General features: G+C 54.3%; 22 protein-coding genes. 17 read left to right on the forward strand and 5 right to left on the reverse strand.

The features are described 5' to 3' along the window. The first annotated feature begins 4 nt into the window (after positions 1-4). Both xylB and B1748_RS01610 read left to right on the forward strand, forming a co-directional pair. Positions 5-1,501, forward strand: coding sequence for a xylulokinase (gene xylB / locus B1748_RS01605; protein WP_087566109.1), 1,497 nt, complete (start codon positions 5-7; stop codon positions 1,499-1,501). 169 nt (positions 1,502-1,670) lie between these two features. Beyond that, positions 1,671-2,063 carry a hypothetical protein gene (locus B1748_RS01610; protein ID WP_256975468.1) on the forward strand — a complete coding sequence of 131 codons (393 nt, stop codon included), beginning with the start codon at positions 1,671-1,673 and terminating at the stop codon, positions 2,061-2,063. A gap of 97 nt (positions 2,064-2,160) precedes the next feature. On the opposite strand, the gene B1748_RS01615 is transcribed toward B1748_RS01610, so the two are convergent. Next, positions 2,161-3,435, reverse strand: coding sequence for a BaiN/RdsA family NAD(P)/FAD-dependent oxidoreductase (locus tag B1748_RS01615; protein WP_087566111.1), 1,275 nt, complete (start codon positions 3,433-3,435; stop codon positions 2,161-2,163). A gap of 108 nt (positions 3,436-3,543) precedes the next feature. Between B1748_RS01615 and B1748_RS01620 the strand changes: the two genes are divergently transcribed. From B1748_RS01620 to B1748_RS01645, 6 genes are all read left to right on the forward strand, one after another. Continuing rightward, the gene (locus tag B1748_RS01620) at positions 3,544-4,470 is read left to right on the forward strand and encodes an alpha/beta hydrolase (protein WP_179215315.1); all 927 of its coding nucleotides are present in this window, start codon (positions 3,544-3,546) and stop codon (positions 4,468-4,470) included. A gap of 104 nt (positions 4,471-4,574) precedes the next feature. Next, positions 4,575-6,251, forward strand: coding sequence for an ATP-binding protein (locus tag B1748_RS01625; protein WP_087566113.1), 1,677 nt, complete (start codon positions 4,575-4,577; stop codon positions 6,249-6,251). Between the two features lie 149 nt (positions 6,252-6,400). Then, positions 6,401-6,838 (forward strand): BrxA/BrxB family bacilliredoxin, encoded by a 438-nt coding sequence (locus B1748_RS01630; RefSeq protein ID WP_087566114.1) that lies wholly within the window; start codon positions 6,401-6,403, stop codon positions 6,836-6,838. Positions 6,839-6,848: 10 nt separating this feature from the next. Further along, on the forward strand, positions 6,849-7,658 hold the full coding sequence (gene nadE / locus B1748_RS01635) for an ammonia-dependent NAD(+) synthetase (RefSeq protein ID WP_087566115.1): 810 nt from the start codon (positions 6,849-6,851) through the stop codon (positions 7,656-7,658). A 26-nt stretch (positions 7,659-7,684) separates the two neighbouring features. Further along, on the forward strand, positions 7,685-8,083 hold the full coding sequence (acpS, locus tag B1748_RS01640) for a holo-ACP synthase (protein WP_087566116.1): 399 nt from the start codon (positions 7,685-7,687) through the stop codon (positions 8,081-8,083). A gap of 62 nt (positions 8,084-8,145) precedes the next feature. Beyond that, positions 8,146-8,415: a hypothetical protein gene (locus tag B1748_RS01645; protein ID WP_143810216.1), complete on the forward strand. Its 270-nt coding sequence runs from the start codon at positions 8,146-8,148 to the stop codon at positions 8,413-8,415. 91 nt (positions 8,416-8,506) lie between these two features. On the opposite strand, the gene B1748_RS01650 is transcribed toward B1748_RS01645, so the two are convergent. Next, positions 8,507-8,869 carry a c-type cytochrome gene (locus B1748_RS01650; RefSeq protein ID WP_179215316.1) on the reverse strand — a complete coding sequence of 121 codons (363 nt, stop codon included), beginning with the start codon at positions 8,867-8,869 and terminating at the stop codon, positions 8,507-8,509. Positions 8,870-9,007: 138 nt separating this feature from the next. Between B1748_RS01650 and mutY the strand changes: the two genes are divergently transcribed. The 4 genes from mutY (at position 9,008) to B1748_RS01670 (ending at position 12,525) form a co-directional block, all read left to right on the forward strand. After that, a complete protein-coding gene (mutY, locus tag B1748_RS01655; protein WP_087566119.1) occupies positions 9,008-10,246 on the forward strand; it encodes an A/G-specific adenine glycosylase in 1,239 nt (412 codons plus the stop codon). A 25-nt stretch (positions 10,247-10,271) separates the two neighbouring features. Further along, positions 10,272-10,925: a bifunctional 4-hydroxy-2-oxoglutarate aldolase/2-dehydro-3-deoxy-phosphogluconate aldolase gene (locus B1748_RS01660; protein ID WP_256975469.1), complete on the forward strand. Its 654-nt coding sequence runs from the start codon at positions 10,272-10,274 to the stop codon at positions 10,923-10,925. A gap of 121 nt (positions 10,926-11,046) precedes the next feature. Beyond that, a complete protein-coding gene (locus B1748_RS01665) occupies positions 11,047-12,249 on the forward strand; it encodes a transglutaminase domain-containing protein (RefSeq protein ID WP_087566120.1) in 1,203 nt (400 codons plus the stop codon). A gap of 15 nt (positions 12,250-12,264) precedes the next feature. Beyond that, positions 12,265-12,525 carry a DUF6953 family protein gene (locus B1748_RS01670; protein ID WP_087566121.1) on the forward strand — a complete coding sequence of 87 codons (261 nt, stop codon included), beginning with the start codon at positions 12,265-12,267 and terminating at the stop codon, positions 12,523-12,525. 113 nt (positions 12,526-12,638) lie between these two features. Here the strand turns inward: B1748_RS01670 and B1748_RS01675 are convergent, their stop codons facing one another. Then, on the reverse strand, positions 12,639-13,232 hold the full coding sequence (locus B1748_RS01675; RefSeq protein WP_087566122.1) for a thioredoxin family protein: 594 nt from the start codon (positions 13,230-13,232) through the stop codon (positions 12,639-12,641). Between the two features lie 115 nt (positions 13,233-13,347). Beyond that, positions 13,348-14,499, reverse strand: a complete 1,152-nt coding sequence (locus tag B1748_RS01680; RefSeq protein ID WP_087566123.1) for a conserved virulence factor C family protein — start codon at positions 14,497-14,499, stop codon at positions 13,348-13,350. A 170-nt stretch (positions 14,500-14,669) separates the two neighbouring features. Between B1748_RS01680 and B1748_RS01685 the strand changes: the two genes are divergently transcribed. The 4 genes from B1748_RS01685 (at position 14,670) to B1748_RS01700 (ending at position 20,031) form a co-directional block, all read left to right on the forward strand. After that, positions 14,670-15,785, forward strand: coding sequence for an MBL fold metallo-hydrolase (locus tag B1748_RS01685; protein ID WP_087566124.1), 1,116 nt, complete (start codon positions 14,670-14,672; stop codon positions 15,783-15,785). 102 nt (positions 15,786-15,887) lie between these two features. After that, positions 15,888-17,507, forward strand: coding sequence for an ABC-F family ATP-binding cassette domain-containing protein (locus B1748_RS01690; RefSeq protein ID WP_087566125.1), 1,620 nt, complete (start codon positions 15,888-15,890; stop codon positions 17,505-17,507). 225 nt (positions 17,508-17,732) lie between these two features. Continuing rightward, on the forward strand, positions 17,733-18,614 hold the full coding sequence (locus B1748_RS01695; RefSeq protein ID WP_087566126.1) for a cation diffusion facilitator family transporter: 882 nt from the start codon (positions 17,733-17,735) through the stop codon (positions 18,612-18,614). 337 nt (positions 18,615-18,951) lie between these two features. After that, positions 18,952-20,031 carry a C40 family peptidase gene (locus B1748_RS01700; RefSeq protein ID WP_087566127.1) on the forward strand — a complete coding sequence of 360 codons (1,080 nt, stop codon included), beginning with the start codon at positions 18,952-18,954 and terminating at the stop codon, positions 20,029-20,031. A 108-nt stretch (positions 20,032-20,139) separates the two neighbouring features. On the opposite strand, the gene B1748_RS01705 is transcribed toward B1748_RS01700, so the two are convergent. After that, entirely contained in the window at positions 20,140-20,802 is a 663-nt protein-coding gene (locus tag B1748_RS01705) for a YqaA family protein (protein ID WP_087566128.1), read from the reverse strand. Between the two features lie 313 nt (positions 20,803-21,115). Between B1748_RS01705 and B1748_RS01710 the strand changes: the two genes are divergently transcribed. After that, complete coding sequence (locus tag B1748_RS01710) at positions 21,116-22,342, forward strand: MFS transporter (RefSeq protein WP_087566129.1); 1,227 nt, start codon at positions 21,116-21,118, stop codon at positions 22,340-22,342. Positions 22,343-22,394: the final 52 nt, after the last annotated feature.

A 22,394-nucleotide genomic window follows, 5' to 3' on the forward strand; every position in this document is an offset into this window, starting at 1 on the left:
GGATATGAGTTACGTGATCGGAATCGACCTCGGCACCAGCGCGGTCAAAGCGCTTCTTGTGAACAAGGAAGGGACGGTTGTCGCCGAAGCTTCGCGCAGTTATCCGCTCTATCATGAGCGCTCCGGCTGGAGCGAGCAGCGGCCCGAGGATTGGGTGGACGCGACGCACGAAGCGCTGCGAGAGCTTGCTGCCAATGAAAACATCGATGCCGGCGCGATCGAAGGCATCAGCTTCTCGGGACAGATGCATGGATTGGTGCTGCTGGATGGCGAAGGCAAGCCTGTTCGCAACGCCATTCTGTGGAACGATACACGCACGACGGAGCAGTGCCGGGAGATCGAGCGGGTGCTTGGCGACAAGCTGCTTCGATTGACTCGCAATCCCGCATTGGAAGGGTTCACGCTGCCCAAAATATTGTGGGTTCGAGAGAACGAGCCAGCTTTGTTCCAATCGGCCGAGTCCTTCCTCTTGCCGAAGGATTATGTGCGATATCGGCTGACCGGACGTCGCCATATGGATTATTCCGACGCCGCGGGCACGCTGCTGCTTGAAGTAGCGGAGAAACGCTGGAGCGATGAGGTGCTGGAGGCTTTCGGCTTGCCGGCAAGCTTTCCGCCTCCTCTTGTGGAATCTCATATGCTGACGGGCACGCTGCTGCCGGAAGCAGCGGAGCGTTCCGGCTTAAACGTTGACACGAAAGTATTCGCGGGCGGGGCGGACAATGCTTGCGGCGCGATCGGGTCCGGCATTCTGTCGGAAGGTCTGACGCTGTGCAGCATTGGTACGTCGGGCGTCATTCTCTCTTACGAGAATGACAAGTCGAAGGACTTCGGGGGCAAGGTCCACTTCTTCAACCACGGGAAGGAGGATTCGTTTTATGCCATGGGCGTAACTCTTGCGGCGGGCTACAGCCTCAGCTGGTTCAAGAAGACGTTCGCGCCTGGAGAGTCCTATGACGAGCTGCTGGCCGAGGTTGGCGGGCTGCCGCCGGGAGCTGGCGGTCTGCTGTTCACGCCTTATCTGGTCGGCGAACGAACGCCCCATGCGGACTCTTCGATCCGCGCAAGCTTTGTGGGCATCGACGGCTCGCATGAGCGCAAGCATTTTGCCAGGGCGGTTATGGAGGGCATCACCTTCTCGCTAAACGAGTCCGTGGATATGTTCCGCGGCGCCGGCAAAAAGGTGGAACGCATCGTCTCCATCGGGGGCGGGGCGCAGAATCCCGTCTGGCTCCAGATGCAGGCCGACATTTTTGGCGCGACGGTTGTGTCGCTGGAAAATGAGCAGGGACCGGGACTTGGAGCGGCCATGCTCGCAGCTTATGGATGCGGGTGGTTTGACAGCCTGGAGGCATGTTCCGCGGCGTTCGTGAAGTACGCATCGGAATACGTTCCGAACCAAGAGGCAACGAATGCATACGTTGGTCTGTTCCGCGCCTATCAGCAAGTTTACGGCGCGACGCGCGAGCTTAACGAAACGCTCGCTGCATACCGGGCGTAAAAGACGAGGAACGCCCAACCAAATGATAAGCAATAAGCCGTTTGATTCTCCTGAGACCAGGGAACCAACGGCTTATTCGCGTTTTCCGGGCATCGGGCAGGCATGAATTCCACGTGATTAGGCATCCTAAAAGCAGGAAATGACCAAATACTCGGAAGGAAGATGCAGGTTGTCCCACTTATCGGCGATAATGTTCGACTTCAGCGATAGCAGCAGCGCCGCGATGGCTCGCGAATTGCTGCTGGAGCTTGGCTACGATCCCGTTATGCATCATGAAAGCCGCATGCATATTCATGTGGAGGGAGGCGACTTGACGTCGGCTCTCGAGATTGCGCAGGCGCATGGCGGGCAACTCGTGGAACAAGCTCATATTGCCGAAGAAGCCGTGACCAGCTCTGCCTATGCGCTGGATGCAATCACTATTCCCGCCCATGTCGTCAATGAGGATTGGATAGACGCGGAAGGGGCGCGCAACAGGGATGAAGACGGCGTTATGACCAGCGAAGAGCTTCTGCCTGACGACGGCACGTACAATCATTTCTCGGGCGACGTCCATATCTAGGCCGGCATGCCGTCCCGCTCATAAGCGGCAAAGAAGAGGGCTCCCCTAAACCTTGGTTCCAAGGTCGAGGAGAGCCCTCGCTCGTGCATGTCGATCTTTACCGTGCCAGCTCCATGGCCCTCTCGGCCGCGTGCCTTCCGGCGTTATACCCGGTCGTGAACGCGGCCGTTATATTGTAGCCGCCCGTATAACCGTGGATGTCCAGCACCTCGCCGCAGAAGTACAGTCCGGGCATTAGCTTGGACTGCATCGACCTTGGATCGATCTCCTTTAGATGAACGCCTCCGCCCGTCACGAACGCTTCTTCGATCGACAACGTCCCGTCGATGCGTACCGGAAATGCCTTGGCAACCCGAGCCAGCGCAAGCCATGCTCCCTTGGGAATGTTATCGTACGTGATATCGTCCCGCAGACCGGACTTGAGGAACATAATAGGCAGCATCCGCTCCGGGTAATAACCCTTGAGGACGTTTTTTATCGTTTTGCGGCTATCGCCCTTGCAAAGGGCCAACGTCTCGGAGTACAGCTCATCTGCTGTACGTTCGGGCATGAGATCGATAGTAGCTTTCACTTCGCCGCCGCCGTTTTTTCGCAGCTCCTTGACGACGAATCCGCTGCACCGAAGCGCGATTGGACCCGACAGGCCGAAGTGGGTGAAGATCATATCGCCTTCATGCCTGATAATGGGCTTTTCCTTGGCGTTCAAGATCGTCAGCGCGACGTTTCGAAGAGAGAGCCCCTGCAGCTCTTTGCCCAGAATGAAAGAGGATCTCGACGTAAGCGGCACCTCGGTTGGGAACAGCTCCGTGACGGTGTGTCCGGCTTCCTCCGCCCACGCGTATCCATCTCCCGTCGAACCCGTGTGCGGAACGGACTTGCCTCCCACGGCGACAATGACGCTGCTTGCTTTAATAATCTCCTTGGATTTCAATTGCACCCCGACTGTTCTGCCGCCCTCGTATAACACGCGTTCTACCGGACTATTGACCCGGATATCTACGCCCAGCGATCGAACTTTGTTTACTAACGCATCGACAACCGTCTTGGCTTTATCGGTAATGGGGAACATGCGGCCGTTGTCTTCTTCTTTAAGAGCAATGCCCAGTCTCTCGAAAAAGTCCATAATATGCCGATTGCTGAAAACGGCAAGCGCACTGTGCAAATATTTGCCGTTCCCGGGGATATGCTTGATTAATTCGTCCAGCTCTTTGGCGTTCGTTACGTTGCATCGCCCCCCGCCGGAAATGCCGAGCTTCCTGCCAAGCCTGTCCCCTTTGTCCAGAAGCAGGGTTTTCGCGCCCGATTCTCCGGCGGAAACGGCAGCCATTAATCCCGACGAACCCGCGCCCGCAATGATTACGTCATAACTCATATCTACTCTCCTAACGATTATTCATAATAACCAAAAAAGGCTCTATTCACGACGGCCGTTTACAGTATAATTTAATTATTATACATGAATGCGAGGGGCTGTAACAGGATGAGTCAACGTGGCAGCTATAACGATAGGGATGATGTGCAGCAAGGCATAGCGGATGATGGGATCGAAGCTTCGGATAAGGTTCGCCGAACGGAGTGGCGAGTGCTCGGTACCGGCGTAAACGATTTATTTGTGCGCGAATGGCTGCCTGCCGCAGGCAAGCCTAAAGCAGTCATCTGTTTGGCTCATGGGCACGGCGAGCATGGCGAACGGTATGCGCATGTTGCGAAGGAGCTGGCGGCAGACGGATATGCCACTATCGCCTACGATCATTACGGCCACGGCAGATCGCAAGGAAAGCGGGGGCATATGCTGTCTATGGAGGCGGCGATCGCCGATCTAACGTTGATGCTGGAGCAATGCGCGAAACGTCATGCCGAGATTCCGCTCTTCTTATACGGCCACAGCATGGGGGGGAATATCGCGTTAAATTGCGCGATCCGGACCAAGCCTGACCTTGCAGGGCTCGTTCTGACAAGCCCATGGCTAAGACTCGCCTTCAAACCTCCCGCAGTAAAAGAATGGCTCGGGCGCAGGTTGGCGACGTTCTGGCCCTCCCTGCCGATGTCCACTGGACTGAAGGAGGAAGACCTGTTCCGGCAGAACGGTACGGAAGCGTCCAGATCCCGATCCATGAAGGGGGATCCGCTGAGTCATACCATTATTACGCCAAGGGCATTTACCGAAATTCAGGATGCCGGAGAGTGGGCGATCAAGCACGTCAACGAGCTTCATGTCCCCCTTCTGCTTCTGCACGGAACGGCAGACAGGGTAACCTCATACGCCGCAAGCAAGGAGTTGGCGGATGGAATGAGGGAGGGCTGCGACTGGAACCCGTGGCAGGATGGACTTCATGAACTGCATAACGATCTTCAAGGCGGAGAAGCCATTGCTTGTATTAAGGCCTGGATGAACGACAAATTATAGAAAGCAACATATATCAACTAGTGCTGGTTCAGATCAGCCGGCTTCGCCGCCGGTCGTCTATGAACAACCTCTATGTACGTCGTCGATAAGGAGGCCTGTCATCTTTGCTGAAGGACTTATTGCTGCAATTCTTCTTATCGGTCCTTCCTATCTTCGCGTTTCTGCTCTGGCACGACAAGGAGCGGGGCTGGAAGGGCTTTAAGCCGTTCATCGCGATTGCAAGCGGCGTAGCCATGGTAATGTGCGCGCTTACAACTTCGCTTGTTTTTGACTTTGACGTCGATTATCGCACGGTTCCGTTTCTGGTGGGATCTCTGTACGGAGGCTACAGAGCATTCGGGGCGCTTTTTGTCCTCTACGTGCTGCTGAGGCTGCCGACACTGGACAATAATTTCGAAATCGTCGGATTTATCGTCTCGCTGATTGTATTTTCCATCATGCTGCTTACGATCATACGGAAATTTGAGAATGCCTCCAGCGTTAGCAAGGAACGAATCGGCCTCGTCATGGTAATAATCGTGGCGATGGTTCGTATCGTGCTGACCAAATATTATTCTGACGCGTATCAGATGGAATGGACCTTGTTGGCAGGCTTCGAAGTAGCATTGTCGATAATAGGTCTGCTGCTTGCTTTTTGGCTGTCGATCTATATGATCGAGAGCATCAAGGAGAAGCAGCAGCTCTACGACGAAGTGGGTCAGCTGTCCGTCAACTACGGCAACGAGGTGCAGAAGCTGCAGCAATTTATCGATAACGCGCCTCTGGCTGTACTCATCGTGGACGGAAACGGCTTTATAACCCATGCCAATGAGGAATCGATCAAGCTGCTTGGCTTCAAGGAGGGATACCGAGACGTTGCCAGGCTCAAAAATACGCCGTTCCCGGAAACCTTCGATCCGCAGCGAATGAAAGAAAGCGCCGATCTGCTGCATAAGGCGCTGGATGGCATGGATACGCCCACTTTGTCGATCGACGACGAGGGTTGGACGCTTATTCTGACAACCGTTACGCTAAGGGAGATCGAAGACAATCGGATTACGGGAGCAGCGCTAATTGCCAGCGATATTACGGAGCTTAGACAACTGCGCGACGAACGGGGCAGGATGGAGCGCCTCAGCCTGGTTGGCCAGATGGCAGCCAGCATTACGCATGAAATCCGCAATCCGATGGCGGTTATTCGCGGCTTCGTTCAGTTGATTCAAGAGCGCAGCCCCCAGAGTCAATTCGAATATTTCCGAATTATTATGGAGGAGCTTGATCGCGCTAATCTCATTATCAGCGACTTTCTATCGCTTGCGCAAAACCGGGAGCTCAAGATGGAGAGGGCGAATCTGCATCACACTATCAACGATCTAGTCCCGCTGATTAGCGCCGATGCCAATCTGCGCGGTCAGACGCTGGAGATTGTCCTATGCGAAGATATGCCCGATATGCTGCTTAATGACCGAGAAATGAAGCAACTGCTGCTTAATCTTGCACGCAACGGGATGGAGGCGATGGGAGACAAAGGCGTTTTGCGCATACATACGGCCTGGACGGCCGAGGAGGTCAGTATTCAAATTGCTGACGAAGGGGTCGGTATTCCCCAGGACAAGCTTGACCATCTGTTTGAGCCCTTTTATACGACCAAGACGCGCGGAACCGGTTTAGGCTTGCCTTTATGCCTCAGCATTGCAGAACGGCATAACGGCCGCATTGAGATACATACCCGGGAAGGAGAAGGAACGACGTTTGTCGTCTCCTTTGACATAAGGGAAGGCTCAGGCGGACATGCTAATTAGCTTATCGGTCCTAACCGGCCCCCCATTTAGAATAGTCTCAGCCGCTCATCATGAAGCTGGCAACCGGAGCAAGTGCTCCGGTTGCTTTATTTTCGTAAGGAGCGTTATAATAGTAGCAAAAATCACCACAATATAAAGGAGTGTTCATTATGTCTATGTCATTCGAAAGATACATGCTGGATATGGTTCAACCGATGCGGGACGACTTAACGAAATTGGGTATCAAGGAGCTTCGCACGCCCGAAGAGGTCGAAGAGAACGTTCCGGGCGCAAGCGGTACGGCGCTGATCGTCATTAACTCCGTATGCGGCTGTGCGGCGGGACAATGCCGTCCCGGCGTGGCTGATGCGCTGAATCATGAAGTGACGCCGGATCATCTGTTCACGGTATTCGCCGGTCAGGACAAGGAAGCGACGGCTAAAGCCCGCGAATATTTTGCGCCGTATCCGCCATCCTCGCCTTCCATCGCCTTGATGAAAGACGGAGAACTGGTGCACTTTATCGAACGTCACCAAATTGAGAATCGTTCCGCTGCGGATATCGCGGCAGATCTGACGGATGCCTTCGACAAATACTGCACGAAATAGGAGCTAAATGATGAGCCTACAACAACAAATCATCGAACGACTCGGCGTTAAGCCGACTATTGATCCAGCAGCCGAAGTGCGTAAGCGCGTCGACTTCCTGAAGCAATACGTGTTGAAATCCGGCACGTCCGGACTGCTGATCGCGATTAGCGGCGGCCTCGATAGCGCTGTCGCTGCGGGATTGTGCAAGATCGCGACGGACGAATTGAGCGAAGAGTCGGGCAAGGAATATTTGACGTTAGGCGTCTTTCAGCCTTACGGTGACCAATCCGACATTGCGGACAGCTATGCCGTAGCGGCTGCATTTGATCTTCGTTATAAGGCCGAGACCAATATCGAAGAAGCCGTAGACGAGATTGCCCTGGAGGTCGAGCACAGCTTCAAGCAGCTAGGCATTCCGCGCCATATTAGCCGGGGCGGCAAAGGCAACGTGAAAGCGAGAACTCGAATGGTCATGCAGTACGCCCTCGCATTCGATCTGAATTTGTTGGTCGTGGGCACCGATCACGCTTCCGAAGCCATTACGGGCTTCTATACGAAGTGGGGCGATGGCGCGGTCGACATTACTCCGCTCAGCTCGCTCAACAAGCGTCAGGTTCGCCAGATCGCCGCTCATATCGGCGTACCGAAAAGCGTACTGGACAAAGCGCCTACCGCCGGTCTTTGGGACGGTCAGACGGATGAAGGCGAGCTTGGTATTTTATACGAAGACAACAGCGCGTATCTCGAAGGCAAGCAAATCTCCCAGGAAGTCCGGGAGAAGCTGGAAAAGCAATATTTGAAGACGGAGCACAAGAGGTCCGGAATTCCCGGTATTTAAGTGCACATACATTCGGGGGTGTTGCCTTGATTATTGGAATCGGACACGACCTGACGGATGTGCTGCGCGTCGAATCGCTGCTGGACGGTGAACGTGGCGAACGATTTCTGAAGCGCGTGTTGACGGATGGCGAGCGAGAGCTGGCGAAGTCATACGCAGGGGCCCGGCTGCATCAATTCACGGCGGGCAGATTCGCGGCGAAGGAAGCCATCTCCAAAGCATTCGGCTGCGGAATCGGCGAACTCCTTGGCTTCCATGACATTGATATTTACCGAAACGAGGACGGCAAGCCGATATGCGGATTGTCGGAGGAAGCCTGGACAAGGCTTGGGCTTAATCCCGAATATATCGAGATTCACGTCACGATTACGCATGAGCGTGCCATCGCTTCGGCATTTGTCGTCGTGGAGAGGATAAAGCGGTAACCTTCCGCCCATACTTGGAATGTAATGTTACAAGTATGATGCGGAAGGAGTTGCTTATGCTTATGACTAACGGTCAGAAGATCGGCAACCATGGTCCCGAGCCGAAACGCAGATATAAATCCGGACAAAGGGTTCAGTTCGAAGGCATATACCATGATGAGTGGGGCGGTTCATTGCTGCTGCTGCCGGGCGATGTGTTCCCGCTGCATCCGCATATGGGACATACTTGCTGGACCTACAAAAGGACATATGCGCCTTCCGCGCGTTTAGAGAAAGCTTCGAATCGAAGCGGTCGGCATACCGCTGCGCGAAGAGCCGGTTTCCTGGACTAAGGGAGGCCGGCTTTTTTGTGTTTTGAGAAATTTATGTAACCCTCACGTAGTCTGCACGCTTACGGATTTGGCCAGGCCGGTTGCCAACCCGTTACTGTTTCCCGGCCAGCCATCCGGCGAGCCCCTCGATCTCTTCCTCGGATAACTGCTTGCCGAATGCAGGCATCATGCCGTCTTCGCTCCCGTCCCTGATTCGCGAAGCAATATCAGCTGCGGCGAGTCTTGCTCCTATTTGCTGCAAATTCGTCTTCTCGCCTACACGTCCCTGCAGCTCGCTCCCATGACAAGAAAGACAGCGGGATTGGAACAGCGCCGCCGTCTCGGGCGGGGCGTCGCTTAATGCTTTGCTTGTCTTCGAGCCCTGCATCGGGCCGCCGCAACCGGCTAATATAGCAAGCAGCAATAAGCATGACGACACTGCAATGATTTGTTTTTTTCCCAGACCGGGTTTCATCTCGGCCCCTCCTTCGACATCTAGCATATTGGAAAAGTGGACTTTTCGGCCAACCTCTAATAGAGTATAGTCAAAGACGAATGGATGAAACAACCCCTGCGTATAACAGACGGGGCATTAGGAAGGAACGGCACAGCTATGACTCAAACCGAATTACAGGATGCAAAAACATATTTCAGCACAGAACTGCTAGCCTGGTACAGGCTTCAGAAGCGAGACTTGCCTTGGAGACAGAATCAGGATCCCTACCGGGTATGGGTGTCCGAAATTATGCTTCAGCAGACAAGGGTGGATACCGTCATCCCTTATTATCAGGCATTCATGGCCCAATTCCCAACCGTGCAGGCTCTTGCCGAGGCGCCGGAAGAAGAAGTGCTCAAGCGCTGGGAGGGGCTCGGTTATTATTCTCGCGCCCGCAACTTGCAAGCTGGCGCGAAGATGGTGATGGAGCAGTACGGCGGCGTTATTCCGGACAGCCATGAAGCCGTATCCGGCTTGAGAGGGGTTGGCCCGTATACGAGCGGGGCCATCATGAGCATCGCGTTCAACCGTCCGTATCCGGCGGTCGACGGCAACGTAATGCGCGTCTTGTCCAGATACTTCTGTCTGGAGGACGATATCGCCAAGCCGGCTACGCGAGTCGGAATTGAAAAGCTTGCGGTCACTCTCATACCAGAAGGTGCCGCAGGTGATTTCAACCAGGCGCTAATGGAGCTTGGCGCGTTAGTCTGTACGCCGAAGTCGCCAGGTTGTCTGACCTGCCCGGTCATGGAGCATTGCGCGGGCCGGATTGCGGGGAAGGAGACGGTGCTGCCGATCAAGACGAAAGCAAAGCCTCCACGCGACGAATACCGGATCGTTGCGATCGTGGAGCAAGAGGGCAAGGTGCTCGTAAGGCAGCGTCCCCGCACGGGGCTGCTGGCCCAGATGTGGGAACTCCCGCATGTGCTGCTGCCAGACACGGCTAAGGCGATGTTCGCCGCTGATGCACCGAAGAAGCAGCCTTACATGGCGGAGGCGCTGGTACGGGAGACGGAAGAGGCTTCCGGATTGTTCATTCGTCCGCAAGAATGGGTAATGGATGCCGAGCATGTGTTCAGTCATATTCATTGGCGGCTGAGGGTGTTCGGAGCAGATATGGGGCTGATCGGATTCCCGGGTTCAGTGGATAGCCGCGGAGGCGGCGGAGATATTGCGGCTGAGTCCTTATCCGCCTATACAACATCGACAGCGACGAGTACTATGACGGAGAGCGTGGAGCCAACGTTCGCTGGTCAGGACGGCATGACATACCGATGGATCGATAAGGCCGATATGGAAAAGCTGCCGTTCCCGAATGTGTTCATTCGCATTCTTGGACAATATTGGGGAGTTTAAAGGATTACAACGAATGGGGGAATGAATGATGGGAGATGCAACATCAATAAACGAGATGTTGGAGAAGCTGCTGGAGCACAAGATTGTAGCTATTTTGCGCGGAATTGAGGACGACACGGCCGATGGAGCTGCTGAGGCGCTTATAGAGGGCGGAATAAGGCTAATGGAAGTTACGATGAATACCGCCGGAGCAACGACCATTATCGAGCGCTGGCGCACGAAATATGGAAATGCCGCATCCATCGGAGCGGGAACCGTTCTGGATGTCGACTATGCAAAGCGTGCAATCGATGCGGGGGCGCAATTTCTCATCTCGCCAAACCTTGACGAAGAGGTGATTGCCTACGGTCAAGAACGCGGAGTCGCGGTTTGGCCGGGAGTTATGACCCCGACGGAGATCGTAAAGGCGCTGAAGGCCGGAGCTTGCGCAGTCAAGCTGTTTCCTATGGGCACGCTGGGCATTGGTTATCTAAAGGAGATCAGAGGCCCGTTAGACACCGTTCCGATTATGGCAACGGGCGGCGTGGACTTGAGCAACATTAGAGATTATTTCGCGGCGGGAGCGAATGCGGTCGGGATGGGCGGCAAGCTGATCTCGCTGGATTGGGTGAAGGAAGGCAAATTGAATCTCGTGACGGAGCGGGCTCGTCAGTTCACCGAGGCTGTACGGGACTTATGAATACTGCCGCCACTTACCAAAGCCATGGCTTGCGAATCTCGATCAATTGAACCCTTCCGAGTATGAAACGGTCATACAAGCCATATGATGGAAGGAAGAGAGCAAGAGCAAGGAGGCGGGTATGCGAAACGTAACGTCGAGACTTCTGGTGTTGGCCATAATTATACTGGCGGCTTATAGTCTGGAGCTGAAGCTGGATCTGTTTCCCTCCATATCGGATCCGGACGAGCCGGTCGCGGCCGTAAGCAAGCAACAAGTGAAGTTGAATACGCTGGACGGAACGGTCACGGAGTCGTCCGTCGCCGGGGAAGGACCTTACGACAAGCTGGAGCTGGAGTTGGCCGCGGGATTTCAAGCCCGTTCCGGGCAATTCTCCGTCACCTACACGGGCAATCGGAAGCAACTGTCGGATAATATGACGGACATTATCCGGTCAGCGCTTATGCATGACGATTATTCCGCCTATATTCTGGAGTCCTATCTGTACACGATCAGGAGCTGGGGCAACAAGTCGACGATAGCCATAGAAGCGAAGTTCCGCGAGACGAAGGAGCAGTCGGCCGAGGTGGACGCCCATGTTGAAGCTACGCTGGCGAAGCTGATAACTCCGGGCATGAACGATCACGAGAAGGTCAAGGTGATCCATGACTGGATCGTTACGCATGTGGAATACGATCAGTCGCTCTCTTATTACACCGCATATGAGGCGATTACGCTTGGTACGGCTGTCTGTCAAGGTTATTCGCTTCTGGGGTACAGGATGCTGGAGAAGGCGGGATTGGAAGTGCGGATCGCCGAAGGGACCGTCAATACGGGAGAACATGCCTGGAACATGGTCAAGCTGGACGGGATCTGGTACCACCTCGACTTGACTTGGGACGATCCGGTTGGAGCCGAGCCGGGTTCTCCGATTCGTTACAGCTATTATTTGAAAACGGATGAAGAGCTTCGCCTCGACCATGGGTGGACGCGCGAATATCCGGCGGCTGAAAACGCTTATGCGGATGCCTTGCAGGCGATGGAGAACGGCGGCAACGGCGAGCAAGCCCGTCTAGCGGCGAAGCTTAAGCTTGCTATCGGACTGCACTGGTTGGAAGAGAAAAATACGGTGCGCGGCAAGGACGCGCTTAAGACGACGATCGCCGGCGCCATCCACGACGGAGCAGGCGGCCTGCAATTCCGTTATACGGACGCGGACGGCTTTCCCGAAGCGCTCAAGGAAGCTTTCGAAGATGCCCCGGTGGCTGTCGGCTATCGGGCTAGCTACGAGCCTTACGCCGGCGATGATTCCTTAATTGTCAATATCCAACTGGAATACCCTTGAGAGGCAGGAATAGACATGAGCGATAATCATACGGTGGCGGACGAAATTGCGTTATGGATGTTCAATGAACTGAAAAATGCGGGGATCCTGTATCAAGCGGCGGCCGTTGAGCACATTACGGCTCGTTATGGCGAACAGTATATTTACGTAAACGACAATGGTCATGCTTCCATCGACAAGGAAGTCAAGAAGGCGTTCAAGAAGCTGCATGGCGGCAAAGCGGCTTGGGATCGCGACGCGTTTTTTTGGGGATGGACGTCGGCGATTCGAACTTAACTGACAGGCAACAGCAACAAAACCGTCTGCCAACTCCGGCAGACGGTTTTGTTGCTAAAAACTTCATAGTAGGGAAGGCGCTGCAGTGTATGAACCCAAATGCAGAATCAGAGTTACTTCGTTTGGGGCACCAGATCGCAAGCCTCGGCCGGCATCCAGTGCTCGTCCTCTCCGTCCCACTTCACGTTGCAGCCGATGGGATTGGTGAGCGGCACGGCGACAGGGCGACCGGCCAGATGATCGGACAAAGCGTTGTCCAGATCGTTGACGGTCATCTTGTCCGTCTCGCGAGGATTGTCCACGCCTCTGCCCGAGTATAGCAGCTTCCGATCCTGATCGAAGACATAGAAGTGAGGCGTACGAAGTCCTCCGTAAGCTCTTGCGACGTCTTGGCTTTCGTCATGCAGATAGGTCCAGGGGAAGTTTTTCTCCGACATTCGTTCTACCATATGGGCAAAGGAATCATCCGGCTTGGTCCGGACGCTGTTGGCATTGATGCCGACGAATTCCACTCCATGCTCCATGAACTTCAGTGCGGTAGCCCGCGTAACTTCTTCGGAACCGACAACAAACGGACAATGATTGCAGGTAAAGAATACAACAAGTACTTTAGCATCGGCGAAGTCCTTCAGCGAATATGTCTTGCCATCGGTAGCCGGCAGCTTAAAGTCCGGCGCTTGTTCTCCTAGTTGCAAAGTAAAAGCCATACTATCTCCTCCTCAAATCGCGTTCGAATAAGTAATGCCGCAGAACGAAGCCTCACCTCCTTGCACGGGTATAAACAAATAGCAAACGGAACGATGAACGCGAGAGATCAGGAGTTTAACCCTGCCCGCCTCGCGCTGCCGTCATTTGCTGCCATACGGAACCGGCAGCCTCTTCGCCGCGCAGGATGCGCTCCAGCGCAATCTGCGCCTGCAACTGGATCTCGAATTCGGGATCCTTCGCCGCTTCCTTGAGAGCCTCCACGGCCGTCTCGTCGCCTGCTTCGTACAAGAAGCGGGCCGCGCGCCAGCGCACGAGCTTGTTTTTGTCGCCGAGCGCCTTGATCATAGGTCCAATCGCGGCGGGATCTCCGAGATCGGACAAGGTGTCGCCTGCGGTGCGACGAACGGAAGCAGAAGCGTCCTGTAGCGCTTCGAACAGGAGCGGCATCGCCTCCGGCGACTTCAGATCGCCGAGGTAGATGACGGCCAGCCTGCGCACGGACGCATTTTCGTCGCGAATCGCCCGGTCCAGCAGCGGCAGTCCTTCCGGAGCGCTGACATAACGGTCCAGAGCGGCGTAGCGGCTCTGCCAGTCCGGGGCTCCGAACGCCACAGTCGCTTCCTCCAGGCTGAGCGGAGCAGGACGGGGAGCGACGGGCGCCGATTCTTGTCCGTCCGTGCCTGCTGTTCGCGCTGCTTCTACCAGAGCGTCCAGCCTGTCATCGGTATAAGACGCGTCCAACTCGCGCACAATCTCCGCGGCTATCTCTTCGGGCTCGCCGTACCTGACGCCGAATTCCTCCAGCATCCGTTCGCGAATCATGGAGGAGCCCGCCGCCCGGCCTACCGCTTCTCCGAATTTATCGGGAAGCGCCGAACGCGTCTCTCCGTCGTTCATCCGCACTCGTACTTGCATGGGAATGCCTCTGTACATCTGAACCAGCACTTGAGCTTCGCCGTACCCGGAGCCCATGCCTTTGCTTGTATCGGTCCCGTCAGCCGGGATGCCGTCGCCTTGCAGCAGCTCGCGGGCTTCGCCCAATATTCGGGCCCAGTCGGCGCCCGGCTTTCTGTCGAGCGCAATAAAGTCGGCCGTGCGGAACACGCTGCGCACCCCGTCAATCCGCAGCAGTTCGTTATAGGGATGAGGCGCGGCATCCGCCTCCTTGACGGTATATGTTAATCTTCTTCCGCGCGCCAGCGACTCGTCTACATTGAGCTTCATGGAGTTCGGGCTTGGCGTCGGTTCTATCGACAATAGTTTCATAAATGCGTACCTCCTTTCCTCCTACTATACCACGCATGGCATCGATTTTCTAAAAATGGCATGGAATACCGACTTAAATTGGGCTTGTTATGAAGAAAGCTTTATTTGCAAACCATGCCCCGCCCTTGGTATCTTATTGATAAGACAGAAGCAAGGGAGGAGGCAGCAGTGTGCGTATCAGGCGTTTCTCTAATCAGAATAAAGTCGTGCAGCAAAACTCATATAAGCAATTCAACAGGTGGAGACAGGAAAGAGTCAGGAAGATAAAGCACAAGGATTATTCGTATCAAGTGCCGAACGTGGAACCCGATATCGAGTTTCTGAAAGGAAATACGGAGCTGCCCACGATTACCTGGATCGGACATTCCACCTTCCTTATCCAAATCGAAGGTCTTAATATTATGACGGATCCCGTATGGGCTGGGAAAATGGCGTTCCAGAAACGTCTTGCCCCGCCGGGCATCCCCATCGATCAGGTGCCGCCTATCGACGTTATCCTGATCTCGCATTCTCATTACGATCATCTTAATATCGGCTCGATTCGCAGACTGAGCGGGGCCAAACAAATTATTGTACCTGCCGGACTCAGCTCCAAGCTGCGGTTCAAGGGGTTCTCGCGCGTAAAGGAGCTGCATTGGTGGGAGTCGGCGAGAATCGGCGAAACGACTTTTACGTTCGTTCCGTCCCAGCACTGGACCCGCCGCAACCCATGGGATACGAACAGCTCGCATTGGGGCGGCTGGATTATTCAGAAAAGCGGGGCGGATTCGGGACCGGGCTTGTTGAGGCCGGATGGAACTTCCGGGAAAGTGGCGCTTCACGGCACAGGCGGTGCGTCGTCTTGCGAGTCGGAGATCATGCGGCGTGAGATCGCCGCGGGCTATTCGGCGGATGAGATGACGGTTTGCGACGGCCGGCCGATGGTATGCGATGCGCCGACGATCTACTTTGCAGGCGACAGCGGCTACTTTGCCGGCTTTAAGGAAATCGGCCGCCGCTTTGACATCGACGTAGCCTTGATGCCAATCGGCGCGTACGAGCCGGAATGGTTTATGGGACCGCAGCATGTTACGCCGGAAGAAGCGCTGCAAGCCTTCGAGGATACCGGAGCCCGCTGGTTCGTACCCATGCATTACGGCGCGTTCAAGCTCGCGGACGATACGCCGCTGGAAGCGCTGGAACGGCTGGAGGCGGAGCGCTGCAGACGCAAGCTGGAGGAAAACCGCATCATCGTCCTTCCGCACGGAGAGACATGGAAGCTTGCCGGGAACGGCGAGCGGAAGTAAACTTCGAACGGCGGGAAGGTTTCTGTCATTTGTGCGTTCGTTTCCAGTACAGACTATGCTATAATAGTGCGAGCATAATGTGTAAAGGATGGGATTGGAGAAATGATTAGTACAAGTGGCATTACGCTTCGTTTCGGGAAGCGACCGCTTTTTGAAGACGTTACTATTAAGTTTACGCCGGGCAACTGCTATGGCTTGATCGGCGCTAACGGCGCGGGCAAGTCGACTTTCCTGAAGATTCTGTCGGGCGAAGTGGAACAGTCCTCCGGCGAAGTTCATATTACGCCAGGCGAGCGGCTGGCGGTCCTCAAGCAGAACCATTACGAATACGATAGCTTTAAAGTGCTTGAGACGGTCGTCATGGGCCATAAGAAGCTCTATGAAGTCATGAAGGAGAAAGACGCACTGTATGCCAAAGCGGACTTTACGGACGAAGACGGCATGCGCGCGGGCGAGCTGGAAGCCGAATTCGCGGAGATGAACGGCTGGGAAGCGGAATCCGAAGCCGCCGAGATGCTTAACGGCCTCGGCATTACGACCGAACTGCACGACAAGCTGATGTCGGAGCTGGACGGCAACGAGAAGGTCCGCGTCTTGCTGGCGCAAGCGTTGTTCGGATCGCCGCAGATTCTGCTGCTCGATGAGCCTACCAACCATCTGGACATCGAATCCATCCGTTGGCTGGAAGATTTCCTTTCGCGCTACGAAGGCACCGTAATCGTGGTCAGCCATGACCGTCACTTCCTGAACACGGTATGTACGCATATCGCCGACATCGATTTCGGCAAAATCCAGATGTACGTAGGCAACTACGACTTCTGGTACGAGTCCAGCCAATTGGCGCTGTCCCTGCAGCGCTCCGAGAACAAAAAGAAGGAAGACAAGATCAAGGAGCTGCAAGCGTTTATTCAACGTTTTAGCGCCAACAAATCCAAGTCGAAGCAAGCGACTTCCCGTAAAAAATTGCTCGACAAGATCACGCTCGACGACATTCGTCCGTCGAATCGGAAATATCCGTTCATCCTGTTCAAGGGCGAGCGCGAAGCAGGCAAGCAACTGCTGCTCGTGGACGGCTTGACCAAAACGATCGAAGGCGAAAAGGTCATCGACAACATGACGATTGCAATCAACAAAGGCGACAAAATCGCATTCGTAGGGCCGAACGGCACGCCGAAGACTACGTTCTTCCAATTGATCGCGGGCGAACTGGAGCCTGATGCAGGCTCTTACTCGTGGGGCGTAACGACGACCCGCGCCTACTTCCCTAAGGACAACTCGAAGTATTTCGAGGGCGTGGACATGAACCTGGTCGAATGGCTTCGCCAATATTCCAAGGATCCGGACGAGACGTTCCTACGCGGCTTCCTGGGCCGCATGCTGTTTTCCGGCGACGAAGCCATGAAAAAAGCCAGCGTATTGTCCGGAGGCGAAAAGGTCCGCTGCATGTTGTCCAAGATGATGCTGGAAGGCGCCAACGTCTTTATTCTCGACGAGCCTACCAACCACTTGGACTTGGAATCCATCACGGCGCTCAATAACGGCCTGATCGATACGGACTGCACGATTCTGTTCACGTCCCATGACCATCAGTTCGTTCAGACGGTAGCCAACCGCATTATCGAGATTACGCCTAACGGCATCATTGACAGAATGACGACGTATGACGAGTATCTCGAGAGCGCGGAAATCAAAGAACTGCGCGAACGTATGTATTCGGTCTAGAATAATAGGTTTCGACCAAGCCGCTTCGGAGCGATCTCCGGGCGGCTTGTTGTTTGTCGAAAGCCATGTGGTCCAAGCCAAGTGTGTTGCCCTCGTGCATAAAAGCGCGCATCTGGTCAACACTGTTTCTCTAGACCCACACGATATACGTCGGGTATGATAACCGTTAGATATTAGAGAGATAATGGTAACAAGCGATAGCAGAGTGGCAGGAGGGCTTGAAAGTTGAATCAGTATGATGAAATCAAACAAGGCGAGAAAGGTGCCTGGGTCAGTATCGGCGCTTATCTTGCTCTGACGGCATTGAAGCTTGGAGCGGGTTATTGGTACATATCCGGCGCCCTTGTCGCGGACGGGTTTAACAACCTGACGGACATCGTGGCATCGGTGGCGGTCCTGATCGGCCTGCGGATCTCGCAGAAGCCGCCGGACAAGGATCATCCATACGGACACTTCCGGGCGGAGACGATCGCGGCGCTGGTCGCCTCGTTTATTATGGCAAGCGTAGGTTTGCAGGTGCTTATCACGGCGGGCCAATCGTTGTTCGAAGGGCATAAGGAGACGCCTAATCTGATAACGGCATGGGTAGCCTTGTTCTCCGCCGTATGCATGGGCGCGGTTTACATGTACAACAGCAGGCTCGCGAAGCGGATCAACAATATGGCGCTGCTGGCTGCCGCCAAGGATAACTTGTCCGATGCTCTCGTAAGTATCGGTGCGGCCGTAGGCATCATTGCATCGCAGTTCGGCATGCCTTGGATGGATCCGGTCGCAGCGATTGCCGTGGGACTCATCATTTGCAAGACGGCCTGGAGCATCTTCTATAGCTCTACGCATGCGCTGACGGACGGCTTCGACGAGAAGGAGCTGCATACCTTGCGGACGACGATAGCCCGCACGAAGGGCGTCCAGACCATTAAGGACATCAAGGCGCGCATTCATGGCAGCAACGTGCTTGTCGACGTCATTGTACAGGTGGATCCGGAGCTGACGCTCATCGAAAGCCACCGTATTTGCGACGAGATCGAGCACAGATTGGGACGAAAGCACAACATTTTAAGCGTGCATGTCCATGTCGAGCCGCTCGAGAGTCCTATTGGTAATTAAGACCATGCCTCTGGTCAATCGGCTAAAAATGATTCTATAGTCCTAGAAACCTTATGAGAAGGTCCTAATGTTTTATGAGGTTATTCACAGTGCCGCCCTTGAAGCGGCTGTAAGGGCGAGACGTTATACATCCATTTCCAAGGAAGGCATCCCCATGGGCGGGGATGCCTTTTATTAATTTTTTCTTAGCAAAAAAGGGTAATGCGCTGCGCCCATGCCGGGACCCCGCCTTTTAGGAACTTGGGACGATGCCTGTCCAGCGAGCGCCAACTTACAATGATTGTGGGCGCCAAACAAGGCATTGTTCATCCAAGAAACCAGAGGAGGCGTAACAATTTTGAACACATCAGTCAAATATAAAGTCGTTACTGCAACATTGTCCGCCGCGTTGTTATTCGGGTCTGTGGCTGCGTTGCCGGCACCGGTCGCGCATGCAGCGCAATCTGCAGAAGTTATATGGGGAGTAAACATGCGGTCCGGCCCATCCAGCACGGCTTCGGTCATTCGGATGCTTAAGAAAGGCGAACAAGTATCCATTCTGGAGAAGTCGGGCAGCTGGTACAAAGTCAGCGATACGAATGGCAAGACGGGTTATATTTCATCATCTTCGAAATATACGGAACTTGGCTCGAATGCGCCGAGCGGCGGTACAGAATCGGGAACGGGGACGGATACTCCGGCGCTAGCTACACTGACAGGCGTTATCCAAAAATCGGTATCGTTCCGCAAAGGACCGGGAACCTCGTATACGCGAGTCCGTTATCTAAAGACTGGCGAGGAAGTGAAGGTGATCTCCCAGCCAAGCAGCGGCTGGTACGAGGTTATGGACTCTAATGGCGTGAGAGGATATGTCACCTCGCAGTCTCAATATATTACGGTTAATGGCAGGCCAAGCACGGGTTCGGGTGCCGACAAGGAAACCGGCGGCAGCGGAGGCTCCACGGGAGGCGATTCGGTTTCCCAGGAAGGAGCAACGAATAATTCCGTCGAGAAGATGATCGCGACGGGGATGAAATATCTGGGAACGCCCTACGAATTCGGCTCTAATCGCAACACGACGGCAACGTTCGACTGCTCGGACTTCACGAAGCATATTTTCAAGCAGGCTCTCGGCGTAACGCTTCCAGCCGATTCGCGTCAGCAAGGCACGTACGTGAAAAACAAAGGCAATGCCGTCACCAGCATCAGCCAGCTAAAGCGCGGAGATCTTATGTTCTTCATGTCCTACAAGGGCAGCAGCAAATCGTCGTACAGCGGCGTAAACAAGTCGAGTCAGAGGATCACGCACGTAGCCATCTACCTCGGCAACGGCAAAGTTCTGCATACCTATTCCAAAGAAAGCGGCGGCGTCAGAACGAACGATATCATGGGCACGCATTGGGAATATCGGTTCCTGTATGGCGGAAGCGCACTGTAAAGGGACAAGCTTCCGCAAGCAGAATTAGTAATTATAGATTTGCTTTAAAAAAAAGCTATCCGCGATTCCGCTCGTTATTGAGAGCGGAATTCGGATAGCTTTTTGCCATTACAATTGGCTTCCCAGATCGGTACTGTCGGATGTGCTTGCGACGGCCTTGGTCTTAACGAATGCTTGCTCGGATGGTTCCGCGGCAGCAGTTGCTGCTTCCTTCCGCTTGCGGATACGGCTTCGAATGAACAGAAAGAGAGCAATCAGCGGAACGCCGCCGATGAAGATATACAACGATACATCCTTAACCATTGATTCCGCGGCACGGCCGTAAAAGTAGAACAACGCGCCAACGGCATAGAACTTGACGGCTCTTCCCAGGGCAGCATATCCGATCAGACGCCATAACGGGAAGTTCAGGCATCCCGATAGAATCGTGAATACTTTGAACGGAATAGGGGTAAATGAACCGATAAGGATGGCAGCTTCTCCGTTTTTTTGAAATCGGGAAGTTGCAGCATCGATCCACTCCGTTTTCAGGAAGCGATACAGAACGGATTTGCCCATGACCTTGCCGATAAGATAACCTACCGGCGTACCGAGCAGACATGCGATGTATCCGAAGGTAGCGAGCCACAATGCGTTGGAAGGATTAAGAATGCTTAAAGATACTTGAAGGAAAAAGGCAGGGATCGGAAAGATCACCGCATCCAGAAAGGAATGAACGAATAATCCCCAGGGGCCGTAGTCTTCCAGAAAATCAATGACGGCTTGAAACATGAAGTAGGCTCCTTTGTATGGATTGAAACGCATCGCTTCGGCGACGTCGTTTCACCTTGGGCTGCCTGTTCAGTATAACACACAGGAACACTTCGGTGATACGTGGAACACTGGCAGTTGGTTTCAATTTATTTTATGCGAATACTTCGATAATCAGCCTTCTTCGGCTATGGAAGCGGGTTTTTCTTGCAATTCCTGCTTAATTCGGTTTTGAAGTAAGGCGTCGACACGCGTATAGTTGAAGTATTGTAAATCGGCTGCGGACAAGTTTTATTTGATTTCACGTGTGGAGAGAGGAGAACAATAACAGCTTATGACTTTAGAACCGTGGAAACGTACAATGTGGATTTTGTGGTTTGGCGTGTTGTTCTGCAGCTCCAGCTATACGATGTCGATCCCTTTTTTGCCGTTGTTCCTCTTCGATCTCGGAGTAGACAAGAGCTCGGTCAACTTGTGGGCGGGTATCGTTCACTCCTCGGCCTTCCTGATGGGGGCCGTGATGGCTCCGCTGTGGGGCATGATGGCCGACAAATACGGCAAGCGCAAAATGGTTATTCGGGCGGGCGTCAGCCTGGCGGCCATTTATGCGTTGTTCGCCTTTGTGGAGACGCCATGGCAATTGGTCGGCGTTCGGATGATGCAAGGTTTCGTGGGCGGTTTCGTGCCGGCGTCCATGTCGATTGTCGCATCGATCGCGCCAAAGGAGAAACTTGGCTCCAGCCTTGGCCTGATGCAGGCAGGGACGATGACAGGCGGCATTTTAGGGCCGCTGTTCGGCGGTACGCTGGCGGAGCTGTTCGGCATTCGCCACTCTTTTATCGCGGCATCCCTCATTATTTTGGCAGCGAGCGTCGCGGTCATCTTTTGGGTTAAGGAAGGCAACTCGCCTGCGGCTAAACCTTCGGAGGGCTCAGGGGTTAAGAAACTGGAGCCTTACACTTATCGGATGGCGTTCCGGAACAAGGGACTTATGGGCATGCTGCTCGTGCTTGTCGTGTTCCAGTTGTCCATCAATATGATACAGCCTCAGCTTGCCCTTCATATCGCGGATCTTGGCGGAGAAAAGGGAGCGATGTTGTCTGCCGGTCTGGTCTTGTCCTTGATCGGTGTAGCGGGTATTATCGCTTCTCCCGTATGGGGCAGATTAGGCGAGAGAAAAGGCTATTATCGCATTCTCGTGTTCTGTTTGCTTACAGCGGGCACGGTCGTCTGCATGCAGTATTTCGTGGAAGTGCTTTGGGTATTCGCCGCTGTGCAATTTCTGTTCGGCCTTTTTATGGCGGGCGTCGTGCCTATCGTCAATACGCTTATGGTGCAGAACACCGACGAACAATTCCGAGGTCGTTCCTTCGGACTGACGGCGAGCGCGAACCAATTCGGTTCCATGCTTGGGCCACTGTTGGGAGGTCTGCTCGGGTTATTCCTGGGTTTGAACTGGATCTTCGTCGCTACAGGCGTGATTATGATGTTTGCCGGTCTGACCGTCATGTTAAGCCGCAGAAGAACGGAGGGCATCAAGTCGCCTATACGCAGCAACTAGTGAGAGATTATTAAGGGGTTGTCTCAAACTACCATGGCCTTACGGCCACCAC

The sequence above is a fragment of the Paenibacillus sp. MY03 genome, assembly GCF_002165585.1.
Taxonomy (GTDB): Bacteria; Bacillota; Bacilli; order Paenibacillales; family Paenibacillaceae; genus Pristimantibacillus; species Pristimantibacillus agaridevorans.